Source organism: Sandarakinorhabdus glacialis, from assembly GCF_014643455.1.
Taxonomy (GTDB): domain Bacteria; phylum Pseudomonadota; class Alphaproteobacteria; order Sphingomonadales; family Sphingomonadaceae; genus Sandarakinorhabdus; species Sandarakinorhabdus glacialis.
This window is the reverse complement of record NZ_BMJM01000007.1, coordinates 117,474-130,183: the sequence shown is the minus strand read 5'-3', so window position 1 is coordinate 130,183 and position 12,710 is coordinate 117,474. Positions and strand designations below refer to the sequence as shown.

General features: G+C 65.5%; 14 protein-coding genes. 10 read left to right on the top strand and 4 right to left on the bottom strand.

Annotation, left to right across the window (positions count from 1 at the left end):
- Nucleotides 1-55: 55 nt before the first annotated feature.
- A complete protein-coding gene (gene rpsD, locus IEW98_RS11220) occupies nucleotides 56-667 on the bottom strand; it encodes a 30S ribosomal protein S4 (RefSeq protein ID WP_188763043.1) in 612 nt (203 codons plus the stop codon).
- A 222-nt stretch (nucleotides 668-889) separates the two neighbouring features.
- On the opposite strand from rpsD, the gene rpoZ reads away from it, so the two are divergent.
- Entirely contained in the window at nucleotides 890-1,231 is a 342-nt protein-coding gene (rpoZ, locus tag IEW98_RS11215; protein WP_188763042.1) for a DNA-directed RNA polymerase subunit omega, read from the top strand.
- Nucleotides 1,232-1,427: 196 nt separating this feature from the next.
- Nucleotides 1,428-3,530 carry a RelA/SpoT family protein gene (locus tag IEW98_RS11210; protein ID WP_188763041.1) on the top strand — a complete coding sequence of 701 codons (2,103 nt, stop codon included), beginning with the start codon at nucleotides 1,428-1,430 and terminating at the stop codon, nucleotides 3,528-3,530.
- Nucleotides 3,531-3,653: 123 nt separating this feature from the next.
- Here the strand turns inward: IEW98_RS11210 and IEW98_RS11205 are convergent, their stop codons facing one another.
- Entirely contained in the window at nucleotides 3,654-4,634 is a 981-nt protein-coding gene (locus IEW98_RS11205) for a CsgG/HfaB family protein (protein ID WP_188763040.1), read from the bottom strand.
- Nucleotides 4,635-4,820: 186 nt separating this feature from the next.
- On the opposite strand from IEW98_RS11205, the gene pyrE reads away from it, so the two are divergent.
- From pyrE to IEW98_RS11180, 5 genes are all read left to right on the top strand, one after another.
- Nucleotides 4,821-5,408, top strand: coding sequence for an orotate phosphoribosyltransferase (gene pyrE, locus IEW98_RS11200; RefSeq protein ID WP_188763039.1), 588 nt, complete (start codon nucleotides 4,821-4,823; stop codon nucleotides 5,406-5,408).
- Nucleotides 5,409-5,428: 20 nt separating this feature from the next.
- On the top strand, nucleotides 5,429-6,163 hold the full coding sequence (locus tag IEW98_RS11195; RefSeq protein ID WP_188763038.1) for a pyridoxine 5'-phosphate synthase: 735 nt from the start codon (nucleotides 5,429-5,431) through the stop codon (nucleotides 6,161-6,163).
- A complete protein-coding gene (acpS, locus tag IEW98_RS11190; protein ID WP_188763037.1) occupies nucleotides 6,160-6,582 on the top strand; it encodes a holo-ACP synthase in 423 nt (140 codons plus the stop codon). The genes IEW98_RS11195 and acpS overlap by 4 nt, the downstream gene beginning before the upstream one ends.
- A gap of 82 nt (nucleotides 6,583-6,664) precedes the next feature.
- Nucleotides 6,665-7,525 (top strand): signal peptidase I, encoded by an 861-nt coding sequence (gene lepB / locus IEW98_RS11185; protein ID WP_188763036.1) that lies wholly within the window; start codon nucleotides 6,665-6,667, stop codon nucleotides 7,523-7,525.
- Between the two features lie 3 nt (nucleotides 7,526-7,528).
- Entirely contained in the window at nucleotides 7,529-8,581 is a 1,053-nt protein-coding gene (locus tag IEW98_RS11180) for an AI-2E family transporter (RefSeq protein ID WP_188763035.1), read from the top strand.
- 228 nt (nucleotides 8,582-8,809) lie between these two features.
- On the opposite strand, the gene IEW98_RS11175 is transcribed toward IEW98_RS11180, so the two are convergent.
- Nucleotides 8,810-9,328: an FKBP-type peptidyl-prolyl cis-trans isomerase gene (locus IEW98_RS11175; RefSeq protein WP_188763034.1), complete on the bottom strand. Its 519-nt coding sequence runs from the start codon at nucleotides 9,326-9,328 to the stop codon at nucleotides 8,810-8,812.
- 31 nt (nucleotides 9,329-9,359) lie between these two features.
- Entirely contained in the window at nucleotides 9,360-9,566 is a 207-nt protein-coding gene (rpsU, locus tag IEW98_RS11170) for a 30S ribosomal protein S21 (RefSeq protein WP_188763094.1), read from the bottom strand.
- 220 nt (nucleotides 9,567-9,786) lie between these two features.
- On the opposite strand from rpsU, the gene IEW98_RS11165 reads away from it, so the two are divergent.
- The 3 genes from IEW98_RS11165 (at nucleotide 9,787) to feoB (ending at nucleotide 12,648) form a co-directional block, all read left to right on the top strand.
- Nucleotides 9,787-10,437, top strand: coding sequence for a COQ9 family protein (locus tag IEW98_RS11165; RefSeq protein WP_188763033.1), 651 nt, complete (start codon nucleotides 9,787-9,789; stop codon nucleotides 10,435-10,437).
- Nucleotides 10,438-10,504: 67 nt separating this feature from the next.
- The gene (locus IEW98_RS11160) at nucleotides 10,505-10,795 is read left to right on the top strand and encodes a FeoA family protein (protein WP_188763032.1); all 291 of its coding nucleotides are present in this window, start codon (nucleotides 10,505-10,507) and stop codon (nucleotides 10,793-10,795) included.
- A complete protein-coding gene (gene feoB, locus IEW98_RS11155) occupies nucleotides 10,792-12,648 on the top strand; it encodes a ferrous iron transporter B (RefSeq protein WP_243450708.1) in 1,857 nt (618 codons plus the stop codon). Before IEW98_RS11160 ends, feoB begins: the two co-directional genes overlap by 4 nt.
- Nucleotides 12,649-12,710 lie beyond the last annotated feature (62 nt).

Here is a 12,710-nt window from a genome sequence, read left to right as displayed (position 1 = left end):
CCGGATGAACCGGCGCGGCGTTTCTTGTCATGGCAGGCCAGAAGGCCGGCCAGATTTAGCGCGAATAGAATTCGACGACCAGGTTCGGTTCCATCTTCACCGGGTAGGGTACTTCATCCAGCGACGGCACGCGAACATAGGTCGCCTTGGGGCCTTCGACGGCCACATATTCCGGCACTTCACGCTCGGTGAGGCCTTGGGCTTCCATGACCAGCGCCATTTCCTTGGCCTTGGTGCCCAGTTCGACGGTGTCGCCGGGCTTGATCTTGGCCGATGCGATGTTGCAGCGACGACCGTTAACCAAAATATGACCATGGTTGACGATCTGGCGTGCCGAAAAGATCGTCGGCGCGAACTTGGCGCGATAGACGACCATGTCGAGACGCTGCTCGAGCAGGCCGATCAGGTTCTGCGAGGTGTCGCCCTTCATCTGCACGGCGGCAGCATAGGTGGCGCGGAACTGCTTTTCGGTCACGTCGCCGTAGTAACCCTTGAGCTTCTGCTTGGCCTTCAGCTGGATGCCGAAGTCCGAAACCTTGCTCTTGCGGCGCTGGCCGTGCTGGCCGGGGCCGTATTCACGCTTGTTGACGGGGCTCTTGGGACGGCCCCAGATGTTCTCGCCCATGCGGCGATCGAGCTTGTACTTGCTGTTATGACGCTTCGACATTGAATAGCTTTCGATTTGCTGATGCGGACCCTGATGGATCCGAACCCCGGCCTCGCACCGCCAACCCTGAAAGACTGGCGCGGCCGCTGCTTCACCGGGGGTGCAGGGCCAATTGCGAAGCGGCGGCGGTTAGACGAAGCGCCTCGCGGGGTCAAGTGCAGCTTGACTTTTTGGCGTCGTCCCGTCAAAGCCCGCCCTTCATAAAACCCGAAAGATTTGCCCATGGCGCGCGTTACCGTCGAGGATTGCGTCGACAAGATCCCCAACCGTTTCGACCTGGTGCTGCTCGCCGCGACTCGTGCGCGGGCCATTTCGAGCGGTGCCGAGATCACCGTCGACCGCGACCGCGATAAAAACCCTGTCGTCGCGCTGCGCGAGATCGCCGAGGAAAAGGTCAAGCCGAACGACCTCAAGGAAGCGCTCATCGTCTCGATGCGCCGCGTCGTCGAAAACGAAGACGACACGCCGGATGCGATCGGCTCGCTGTCGGCATCGGCCGAGGCTTTGCGGATTACGGCTGCCCAGCCGCCGCGGAATCAGAATCTGGGGCCTGATTACGAGTAAGCGCGGCCGAGACTAAGCCTTCGCTTAGTCTCGGACACGCGCTTGCTCCGGACGGCGGGGCGGCAGGGCCTTCACCTGCCGAACCCGTCCGACGGCGCGGGCTTTGCCCACGCACTTCCCCTTACTCTCTAGTCTACCTACCAGAACGCTCTTTTACACGGTTGCACCCAACTCCCTCGCGCACCACTATCCGATAATGCTGCGCCAATATGAACTCGTCGAACGCGTCAAGGCCTATGATCCCGATGCGGACGAGGACCTGCTGAACCGCGCCTATGTCTTCTCGATGAAAGCCCATGGCAGCCAGCTCCGCGCCTCCGGCGACCCTTATTTCAGCCATCCGATCGAAGTCGCCGGCATCCTGACCGATCTCAAGCTCGACGGCGAGACCATCGCCACCGGCATCCTCCACGACACCATCGAGGACACCGTCGCCACCCAGGAGGAAATCGACCGGCTATTCGGCAAGAGCGTCGGGCGTCTCGTCGACGGCGTCACCAAGCTCAGCCGCATCGAGGCGCAGACGGACTCCGAGCGCCAGGCCGAGAACCTCCGCAAGTTCCTGCTCGCCATGTCGAACGACATTCGCGTGCTGCTGGTCAAGCTCGCCGACCGCCTCCACAACATGCGGACGCTGCATTTCATCAAGTCCGAGGACAAGCGCCGGCGCATTGCGCGCGAGACGATGGACATCTATGCGCCGCTGGCTGAGCGCATTGGCATGTACGGCTTCATGGACGAGCTGCAGGAACTGGCTTTCCGGCAACTCGAGCCCGACGCCCATGAAACCATCACCGCCCGGCTGGCCAAGCTGCGCGAAGGCGGCGGCGACATGGTGGCGCGCATCGCCTCGGGCATAAAGCTGGTGTTGGCCCAGAAGGGCGTCGAGGCCGACGTCACCGGCCGTGAAAAACGCCCCTATTCGATCTGGAAGAAGATGCAGGGCCGCGGCATGAACTTCGAGGCACTGTCCGACGTCATGGCCTTTCGTGTCATCGTCGACGAGGAAAGCGAGTGCTACCGCGCGCTCGGCATCGTCCATGGCCGCTGGCCGATGGTGCCGGGCCGCTTCAAGGACTTCATCTCCACCCCCAAGCGTAACGGCTATAAATCGATCCACACCACCGTGCTGCATTCGGAAAATGCGCGGATCGAAGTGCAGATCCGCACCCGCCGCATGCACGAGGAATCCGAAAACGGCCTCGCCGCGCATTGGGCTTACAAACAAGGCGGGGAGGGGGCCCAGGCGCGCGAGGCCTATCCGTGGCTCGAGGACCTTCTCGAAGTTCTCCACGACGCCGCCACCCCCGAGGAACTCCTCGAAAACGCCCGGCTGGCAATGTTCCAGGACCAGGTCTTCGTGTTCACCCCGAAAGGCGCCCTCCACCAGCTGCCGCGCGATTCAACCCCCGTCGATTTCGCCTATGCCGTCCATTCCGATCTCGGCGACAGCTGTGTCGGCGCCAAGGTCAACGGCCGCGTCGTGCCGCTGCGCACCCGCCTCGTCAACGGCGACCAGGTCGAGATCCTGCGCTCCAAGATCAAGGCGCCCGACCCGGCCTGGGAAGGCTTTGTCGTGTCGGCCAAGGCGCGCGCCGCCATCCGCCGGCACGTCCGCCACAAGAACAACCTCGAAAGCCAGTCGATGGGGCACAAGCTGCTCGAATCGCTGGCGCTGCGCCTCAAGACCGGGCTTGGCGACGAGCTCGTCGGCCCCGCCCTCGGGCGCCTCAGGCTCGCCGATCGCGGCGCTCTCGAACTCGCCATGGCGCGCAACCAGCTGACCGATGCGCAGGTTTCGGAGGCGCTGGTGCCCGGCTCGACCGCCGGCCAGAAACCCCGCCGCACCCGCGGCAAGCCCGGCCCTGCCGCGGTCTCGATCCACGGCCTCACGGCGGGCGTCAGCTTCGAACTGGGCGCCTGCCGGCCGATACCCGGCGATCGTATCGTCGGCATTCGCCATCCCGACCAGCCGATCGTCATCCACACCATCGATTGCGTCAGCCTCGCCGACGAAACCGGCGAATGGCTAGAAGTTTCCTGGGGCCAGGAAACCGATGGCGCGGTGGCGCGCCTCGCCGTCGTTGTCCACAATCAACCCGGCTCGCTGGCCTCGCTGGCGACGACCTTGGCGGCGCACAACGCCAACATCGTCAACCTCGCGCTCAAGCACCGCGACCGCGAATTCCACACCGACGTCATCGACATCGAAGTCGAGGATTTGAAGCACCTGACGACGATCATCGCCGCACTACGCCAGGTAAAGGCGGTAGTGTCGGTCGAACGGATGCGTGGTTAGACAAATCGACCCTCATGGATTCGTCATGCTGAACTTGTTTCAGCATCCATCGCGCCACCGGCGAACGCCTGCCCGGCTGCACTATGGATGCTGAAACAAGCGGCATGACGACGCTTTACGACCCTACCGCGCGATGGCAATGGCGACCTCGCTGACCCACCCCTTGGCGCCCATCTCGTCCTCGACTTCCCAGAACCCGCCCTGCTTGTTGCCGGTCGGATACAGCATCGACCCGGCATCGAGCGGCTTGAGGACCTTGTTCTTCGGCCCCGGCCCGGCAAACAACCGCCCGGCGTTCTTCATTGCCACGGCGCGCTCGGCCTGTGGCCCGGCGATCGCCTCGCTCATGCCGCCCAGGTCGTTGACCAGCTTGGTATAGGCATCGAGATAGGCAAGCGCGATGACCTGCCCTATCTCGGTATTGTCATACCCGCTGGCGCCGCCCGCGCCGAGGAAACCGCCCGAGAACAACCCGCCGCCGCCGCCCCAGCCAAGGTCGGACTTCTTCGACTGGCCTTCGGAAACGAATTCCTCCGACGACTTGTTGTTGACGACATTGAGGATGACGTTGGCCGACTTCTTCTTGATGTTGATGCCGCTGGCCAGCGCGCCGAAGCCGCCAGGGATGAAGCCGCCGATCAGCCCGCCGATGTTCAGCCCGCCCTTGTTGTTGTTGCTCGTCACGATATCGGGAGTCATGGTGAAATCGGCCTCGACCATCTGGCCCTTGCCGACCGTGCCGCCGCGCCGGGTCTCGCCCGCCGCCGCCAGGTCGCGCTCGGTCGTCATCGCCGCCATGCCGCGATTGCTGCGGTTGACCAGCCGGAAGCATTTGGATTTCTGCACATAGACCCGGATCAACGCCTCCGGCGAACTCAGCCCGAGGTCGCTCCACCAGCGGTTCTGGTTCTCGGGTTCGGCGAGCGCCACCGTGCCCAGCGGCTTGGCGCACACCGGCAGCTCGGCCTGCTTGGCGGCCCGGCTATTCTCGGCTTCCTGCCCGGCCTTGGACTTGATCTGCGCCGCGACCGGCACGCCGCCCGCGACCATCGCAGCAACCGCCGCAACCGCCGCAACCGCTGAAATCCGGATCATCCCGCTCATCGTCAATTTCCCCCAAGATCGCCCCGGCGCAATTCCCGAAACATCTACGCATTCGTAACGGTGCCGACCACCTGTCATCGGACGTAGCCCGAAATAACAGGCGCATGTTACGCCCTTGCCGCTTGCTTCGTTCGCGCGCGTCATCACGGCCTTTGACGCGCGCGACCGCGATGCTAAGCCCGGTGCATGACCGATGACCAGATTCTCGCCGAGTTCCGTGCTGCCGAGGCACTGCTCGAAGGCCATTTCATCCTGTCCTCGGGCCTGCGCTCGCCGCGCTACCTGCAATGCGCCCGCGTCCTCATGGACCCCGCCCGCGCCGCCCGCCTCGCCCAGGCCCTCGCCGAAAAAATCCCTGCCGACATCAAGGCCCAGGTCGACGTCGTCATCGCCCCAGCGATGGGTGGGCTGATCTGCGGCCACGAACTCGCCCGCGCCCTCGGCGTCCTGTCGATGTTCGTCGAGCGCCCCACCGGCACTTTCGAGCTCCGCCGCGGCTTCCGCCTCGAACCCGGCCAGAACGTCCTGCTGATGGAGGACGTCGTCACCACCGGCCTCAGCAGCCGCGAAGCCATCGCTGCGATAACCGCCGCCGGCGGCAACGTCATCCACGCCGTTAGCCTCGTCGATCGCTCGAACGGCAAGGCCGACCTCGGCGTGCCCTTCACCCCGCTCATCCGCCTCGACGTGCCCAGCTACGCCGCCGACGCACTGCCCCCCGAACTCGCTGCCATCCCGGCGATCAAGCCCGGCTCGCGGGCGACAGCCTCGTGACAACAAAAACGTCGGGCCGCATGACCCGCCACCTCCGCCTCGGCGTCAACATCGATCACGTAGCGACCATCCGCAACGCCCGCGGTGGCCTCCACCCCGATCCGCTACGCGCCGCGCTCATGGCCGCCGAGGCCGGTGCCGACGGTATCACCGCCCACCTGCGCGAAGACCGCCGCCACATCACCGACGACGACCTCGACAAGCTCGTCGCCAGCATCAGCCTACCGCTCAACCTCGAAATGGCCGCCACCGACGAAATGCTCGCCATCGCCCTCAAGCATCGCCCCCATGCCGCCTGCATCGTTCCCGAACGCCGCGCCGAACGCACCACCGAAGGCGGCCTCGACGCCGCCGGGCAGCACAACACGCTCGCCCCTATCATCGGCCGGCTGAAAGACGCCGGCATCCGCGTCAGCCTGTTCATCGCGCCCGAACTTCGCCAGCTCGACGCCGCCGCGAAACTCGGCGCCCCCGTCGTCGAACTCCACACCGGTCCCTACAGCCACGCCCTTACCGATGAAGAAATCGCCTTCGAACTCGCCCGGCTCCACGCCGCCGCTGTGCACGGCGCCGCCCTCGGGCTGGAGCTCCACGCCGGCCACGGCCTGACCTTCGATAATGTCGGGCCAATCGCTGCCATGCCCGATCTCCACGAGCTCAACATCGGCCATTTCATCATCGGCGAAGCGGTGTTCACCGGCCTCGGCCCCGCCATCACCCGCATGCGCGCGGCGATGGATGCAGCGCGCCAATGAACATCCCCGCCGGCATCTTCGTCCTCGGCCTCGGCTCGGACCTCTGCAACATCGATCGCATCGAAAACAGCGTCACCCGGTTCGGCGATCGCTTCATCAACCGCATCTACACGCCCCATGAACGCGCCCGCGCCGAACGCCGCCCCATCACCCGCTTCGGCACCTACGCCAAGCGCTTCGCCGCCAAGGAAGCCTGTTCCAAAGCGCTCGGCACCGGTTTCCGCCGCGGCGTGTTCTGGCGCGACATGGGCGTCGTCAACCTGCCCTCGGGCGCCCCGACGCTGGCCCTCACCGGCGGCGCCGCCGCCCGGCTGGCCGAAATCACCCCCGCCGGCCACATTGCCGAAATCCACCTCACCATGACCGACGACCGGCCCTGGGCGCAGGCCATCGTGCTCATCACAGCGCGTCCACTTTGACAGCGCAAGTCCGTCTGGCGCATCGGTCCCCGACCGGGCATAAGGCAGCCGATCCCGACGCCGCCCGCAACGCGAGTTTTCCATGACCGACGCCACCACCAACGCGTCCCGTGCGGACGGCAAGACGCCTCCGACGGCAGGAAAGAAACCCACCAACTGGGCCAGCGAGATCTGGCAGCTGTTCCTGCTCGTCCTCGCCGTGCTCGCGGTCCATTCCTTCGTCGCCAAGCCCTTTTACATCCCCTCGGGGTCGATGCTGCCGACGCTGCTGATCGGCGACCGGCTGATCGTCTCGAAATTCCCCTATGGCTTCTCCTACCTGTCGCCCTCGATCAACATCCTGCCCGAGATCCCCGGCCGCGTGCTCGGCAGCCTGCCCGATCGCGGCGACATCGCCGTCATCAAGTCGCCGCGCGACAAATCCGATTACATCAAGCGCGTCATCGGCCTGCCCGGCGACACGGTGCAGATGAAAAACGGCCAACTATGGCTCAACGGCGTCGCCGTTCCCAAGGTCGCCGTCGCGCCGGTCGAGGTCCTCGTCAGCGCCAACAGCGACTGCCTCGGGATCGATGCCCAGGCGCGCACCACCGGCGACGCCGGCAAGGCGATCTGCCGCTACCCGACCTTCCGCGAAACGCTTCCCGGCGGACGCAGCTACCTGACCATCGACCTCGCGGAAACGCCGCAGGACAACACCGAGCCGCTGATCGTCCCCGAAGGCCATCTTTTCCTGATGGGCGACAACCGCGACAACTCGGAAGACAGCCGCTTCGATCCGGCCCTCGGCGGACTCGGCATGCTACCCATCGAAAACCTTGTCGGCCGTGCCGAATTCATCACCTTCTCGCTCGATGGCTCGACGACGCTTAACCCGCTGTCCTGGTTCGCCGCCGTGCGTCCGAGCCGCCATTTCATCAACCTCAACACCCAGTCGGAATAGCCCGTGTCGGAAGCTGGGCAAAATCCGGTCGAAACGCCGAGCCCGATCGAACCCCGCAGCGCCCGGGCCCGCGGCACGACCGAGACCGCCTTCATCTGGCTCGGCATTGCCTCGCTGTTCTGGATCGCCTGGCAATTGTCGCACGCGCTGCTGCTGATCTTCGCCGGGCTGGTCTTTGCCGCCGGGCTCCAGGCCGGCGCCAGCGTCCTCGGCAAGGTCTGGAAGGCCTCGCACGGCGTCCGCCTGTCGTTCGTCGTCCTCGCCTTCGCCGCGCTGGTCCTTGCCTTCATCGCCTTCGCCGGCCTGTCGCTCGCCGAACAGGCGCAGGAGCTCGGCACCACCCTGCAGAACCAGTTCGGCCGATTGGCCACGACCGCGCGGGAATACGGCATCCACGTACCGAAGGGCGATCTCATCGCCGCGGCCAAGGCCCAGCTCGGCAACCAGCTCGGGCTCATCACCGAATATGTCGGCGCAGCCATCGGCGGCCTCGGCTCGCTGCTGCTCATCGTCACGCTCGGCATTTATTTTGCCGCCGACCCAAAGCTTTACGAAAGCGGTGTCGAATGGCTGACCCCGCAGGCGTCGCGTGAAAAAGTCGGCGCCACCATCGACGAAATGGCGCATGTCCTGCGCCGCTGGCTCGCCGGCCGCCTGCTCACCATGGTCATCGAGGGCAGCTTCATCTTCGTCGGCCTCGCCATCATCGGCGTGCCGCTCGCCGGCCTGCTCGGGCTGGTTGCGGGCCTGCTGGCCTTCATCCCGACGCTCGGCGCCATAATTTCGGGCGCGCTCATCATCCTCGTCGGCTTTTCCGCCGGCACCACCGAGGGCCTATGGGCCGTCGGGCTTTACCTCACCGTCCAGCTCCTCGAAGGCAACGTCCTCACCCCGCTTATCGAAAAACGCGCCGTCGACCTCGCCCCGGCGGTCGTCCTCGCGGCGCAGCTATTGTTCGGCGTGCTGTTCGGCCTGATCGGCGTGGCCTTGGCCGACCCCATAATCGCGCTAGCGAAAGTCGCGCTGGAAAAACGATCCCCCAAAAACGCGGAATAGAACGACCATGTCATCCCGGGCTTGACCCGGGATCCAGCTAACTTCGCACGCATCACTTTTCCGCATGTCATGCCAGCGAAGGCTGGCATCCAGCCCGTCCGCGCGGTAAATCCCGCCGGACAGAGCCTCAAACGGCCGGGCCCCAACCCGATCTGACCAAGTTGTCATCGAAATGAGGTCTGGGGCCAAGGCCCCAGCCGCCAGAGGCCCTGACGTCAGCAGCCCCGATCAGCTCGGCCGGATCGCCAGCAATTCCACATCGAACTCGAGCACGGCGCCCGGCGGAATAACCCCGCCGGCGCCCTTGGAGCCATAGCCCAGCGCTGGCGGCACCAGGAAGCGGAACTTGGAGCCCGTCGGCATCAGCTGCACGCCTTCGGTCCAGCCCGGAATGACGCTATCGAGCGGGAAGGCGGCCGGCTGTCCGCGCTGGTACGACGAATCGAACACCGTGCCGTCGATAAGCCGGCCTTCATAATGGACCAGCACCGTATCGGTCGCGGCGGGCTTGGGGCCGGCACCGGCGCGCAGTACCTCGTACTGCAGCCCGCTGGCGGTGGTCGTGACGCCGGGCTTGCCGGCATTGGTGGCGAGAAACGCCATGTCGGCGGTCCGGACCGCGGCGACCTGGGTGCGGGTTCCGGCCCACACCGTGATCGCGACAATAGCAAGGATGATCGCCGCGGCGAACAGCCATTTCAACACGCCGCCGAACGATTTCGCGGCGCCTGGAGTGGCTGTCGCCATGACTAAACCTTAGTAATTCTAGTGGAAAAGCTTACTTCACACCGTCGCGTTCGGCGCGCTTGCGCTCGAGCTTGCGGGCGCGGCGGACAGCAGCAGCCTTTTCACGGGCACGCTTTTCGCTCGGCTTTTCGTAATGACGGCGCAGCTTCATCTCGCGGTAGACGCCTTCGCGCTGCAGCTTCTTCTTGAGCGCGCGCAGCGCTTGATCGACATTGTTGTCGCGAACCACGATTTGCATGCAGCCGTTCTCTCCATTCACGTCGCCGGGGCTGGCACAGCCCGGGCGCTTGTCTATATTGAAGTGATTCCGACAGATCAGCCTGTCGGAGCGAAGGGGGCGCATAGCAGAGCCGCCATCCCGAAACAAGCGCAACCCGGCGAAACGATTCAGAATCATCCCGAATACTGTGTCATTGCAGCCGCTGGAGATCCCCCCGCGAACTCGCTATGCTCGCCCCATGACCCAAGATGTTCCCCTCGCCGACCTGCGCCCGCGACTCGTCGCAGCGATGCTGCCCAACGTGCCCTTCGACGGCTGGACCGCCGCCGCCCGCGATCTCGCTGCCGACGCGGAGGCCATCGACCGCGACATCGCCGCGATGGCGCTGCCCGATTCAGTCGCCATGACCGACGCCTATACCCTACGCGCCGATGCGCTGATGACCGCCGCCATGCTCGCCGCCGGCGCCGACACGATGAAGATCCGCGAACGCATCCGCTTCGCCCTTCGCACCCGCCTCGAACAGGCCGCGGGCGACCGCGAGGCTGTCCGCCGCGCGCTGGCGATCATGACCCTTCCGCAAAATGCCGCGCTTGGCGTCCGTACCCTGTGGCGCACCGCCGACGCGATGTGGCGCGCCGCCGGCGACACCGCGACAGATTTCAATCACTATTCCAAGCGCATCATCCTCGGCGGCGTGTATTCGGCCAGCCTGCTCTACTGGCTCGACGACGACAGCGAAGGCCATGCCGCGACCTGGGCCTTCATCGATCGCCGCATCGACGGCGTCATGGCGTTCGAAAAATCCAAGGCCAAGGCCGTCAACGCCCTGTCGTGGCTGCCCAACCCTGCGCGCTTCGTCGGCCGGCTGCGCTACCCCGCCGTATAGGTCTCTGGCGCTCCCGCAGCCGCCGTGATAATCGTTCGCAACAATAGCTGCGAATGGCCTTTCCCGAATGTCCCATCCCCGCCTGATCGAGCGCCTGTCGCCGGGGCAAGTCGCGGTCATCACCGCCATCGATCGCGGCGGGCTCGACCCATCGACGGCCCAGCGCCTCCACGAGCTCGGCTTCGACGAAGGCGTCGACGTCGAACTCCTCCACCGTGCACCCTTCGGCGGCGACCCGATGGCAGTCCGCGTCGGCAACATGGTCGTCGCGCTGCGCTGCTCGATGGCGCGGCTGATCGAAGTCGAGCTTATTGCCTCGGCTGCGGCAGCCGAATGCCAGGCTGCGGCAGCCGAATGAACGTCCCCATGACGACACCGGTGGTTGCCCTCGTCGGCAACCCCAACGCCGGCAAGACCAGCCTTTTCAACGCGCTCACCGGCTCGCGCCAGAAGGTTGGCAATTATCCGGGTGTCACCGTCGAGCGCAAGGCCGGCAAGCTGGCGCTTCCCGATGGCCGCATCGCCAACCTCATCGACCTGCCCGGCACCTACAGCCTGACCCCGCGCTCGCCCGACGAAGCGGTCACCCGCGACGCCGTGCTCGGCCATCTCAAGGGCGAAAAAAGCCTCGACGCCATCGTCGCCGTCATCGACGCCACTAATTTGCGCAACCATTTGCGCTTCGTCCTCGAACTCCGCCGTCTCGGCCTGCCGATGCTCGTCGCGCTCAACATGATCGACCTGGCCGAACGCGACGGCACCAGTATCGATATCGACCGCCTGTCGTCGATCCTCGGGGTCCCCGTCGTCGCCACCGTCGCTGTCCGCCGCCGCGGCCTCGACGCCCTCGGCGTCGGCCTCGCCGGCGTGCTGCGCGGCGAAACCCCCGAGATTGCAGCCTCCCCCGAAGCCGATGTCCGCCTGCTGCAACGCGAAGCCCGCGTCATTGCGGACACCGTCACCCTCGCCGTCGGCGGCCACCGCAAATGGTCGCAGCGGCTCGACGGCATCGCGCTCCACCCGGTTTTCGGCCCCGTCCTGCTGGCGATGCTGCTCTTCCTGATGTTCCAGGCGGTCTTCGCCTGGGCCGAAGCCCCGATGGAATGGCTTGCCGCCCTCGTCAGCAGCGCGCAGGGCCTGCTTAACGGCTCGATGAGCGAAGGTCCGCTACGCTCAATGCTCGTCGACGGCGTGCTCGGCGGCGTCGGCGCCGTCATAGTCTTCTTGCCGCAGATCATCATCCTGTTCTTCTTCATCCTCTGCCTCGAGCAATCGGGCTACATGGTTCGCGCTGCCTTCCTGATGGACCGGCTGATGGCGCGCGTCGGCCTCAACGGCCGCGCCTTCATCCCGCTGATCTCGTCGTTTGCCTGCGCCATCCCCGGAATCATGGCGACCCGCAGCATCGATTCGCCCAAGGATCGCCTGACCACCATCCTCATTGCCCCGCTGATGACCTGTTCAGCGCGGCTGCCGGTCTATGCCGTCATCATCGGCGCGTTCATTCCGACAACCCTGGTCGGCGGCATCTTCAACCTCCAGGGCCTCGTCTTGTTCGGCCTCTACATCGCCGGCGTCGTCGGCGCGCTCGTCGCCGCCTGGGCCCTGCGCCACACCGTCACCAAGGGCGAGAGCCCGACCTTCCTGATGGAAATGCCCAAATATCAATGGCCGGCGCCGCGCGACATCGGCATCGGCCTTTACCAGCGCGCCATGGCTTTCCTGCAACGCGCCGGCGGCATCATCCTTGTCTCGACCATCGTGCTCTGGGCGCTCGCCACCTGGCCCAAGCCGCCCGCCGACTGGAATCGCCCGGCACTCGAATACAGCGCCGCCGGCCGTATCGGTGCCGCGCTCGAGCCGATCTTCCGGCCGATCGGCTTCAACAAGGAAATCGCCCTCGCCCTCGTCCCCGGCATGGCCGCGCGCGAAGTCGCGGTCAGCGCGCTCGGCACCGTCTATTCACTGCAGGGGTCGGAAGAAGACCAGGCCAAGGGCCTTGTCGAACGCCTGCGCGGCACCTGGTCGCTGCCCACTGCGCTGGCCTTTCTCGCGTGGTTCGTCTTCGCCCCGCAGTGCATCAGCACGCTCGCCGTCACGCGCCGCGAAACCGGCGGCTGGGCCTGGCCCGCCTTCATGTTTACCTATCTGTTCGTTGCCGCATATGCCGCCGCAGGTATTACATATTGGACGGCCAAGATTTTGCTGTGATGCGGGAAGTCGCTGAATAATCGATGAATAAGAACTGTGTGCGCTTTGCCACACTCGCTTGG

Excerpts from the sequence above, each read along its gene's own strand:
- rpsD (WP_188763043.1), bottom strand. The coding sequence starts at position 667 with ATGTCGAAGCGTCATAACAGCAAGTACAAGCTCGATCGCCGCATGGGC.
- rpoZ (WP_188763042.1), top strand. The coding sequence starts at position 890 with ATGGCGCGCGTTACCGTCGAGGATTGCGTCGACAAGATCCCCAACCGT.
- IEW98_RS11210 (WP_188763041.1), top strand. The coding sequence starts at position 1,428 with ATGCTGCGCCAATATGAACTCGTCGAACGCGTCAAGGCCTATGATCCC.
- IEW98_RS11205 (WP_188763040.1), bottom strand. The coding sequence starts at position 4,634 with ATGAGCGGGATGATCCGGATTTCAGCGGTTGCGGCGGTTGCGGCGGTT.
- pyrE (WP_188763039.1), top strand. The coding sequence starts at position 4,821 with ATGACCGATGACCAGATTCTCGCCGAGTTCCGTGCTGCCGAGGCACTG.
- IEW98_RS11195 (WP_188763038.1), top strand. The coding sequence starts at position 5,429 with ATGACCCGCCACCTCCGCCTCGGCGTCAACATCGATCACGTAGCGACC.
- acpS (WP_188763037.1), top strand. The coding sequence starts at position 6,160 with ATGAACATCCCCGCCGGCATCTTCGTCCTCGGCCTCGGCTCGGACCTC.
- lepB (WP_188763036.1), top strand. The coding sequence starts at position 6,665 with ATGACCGACGCCACCACCAACGCGTCCCGTGCGGACGGCAAGACGCCT.
- IEW98_RS11175 (WP_188763034.1), bottom strand. The coding sequence starts at position 9,328 with ATGGCGACAGCCACTCCAGGCGCCGCGAAATCGTTCGGCGGCGTGTTG.
- rpsU (WP_188763094.1), bottom strand. The coding sequence starts at position 9,566 with ATGCAAATCGTGGTTCGCGACAACAATGTCGATCAAGCGCTGCGCGCG.
- IEW98_RS11165 (WP_188763033.1), top strand. The coding sequence starts at position 9,787 with ATGACCCAAGATGTTCCCCTCGCCGACCTGCGCCCGCGACTCGTCGCA.
- IEW98_RS11160 (WP_188763032.1), top strand. The coding sequence starts at position 10,505 with ATGTCCCATCCCCGCCTGATCGAGCGCCTGTCGCCGGGGCAAGTCGCG.
- feoB (WP_243450708.1), top strand. The coding sequence starts at position 10,792 with ATGAACGTCCCCATGACGACACCGGTGGTTGCCCTCGTCGGCAACCCC.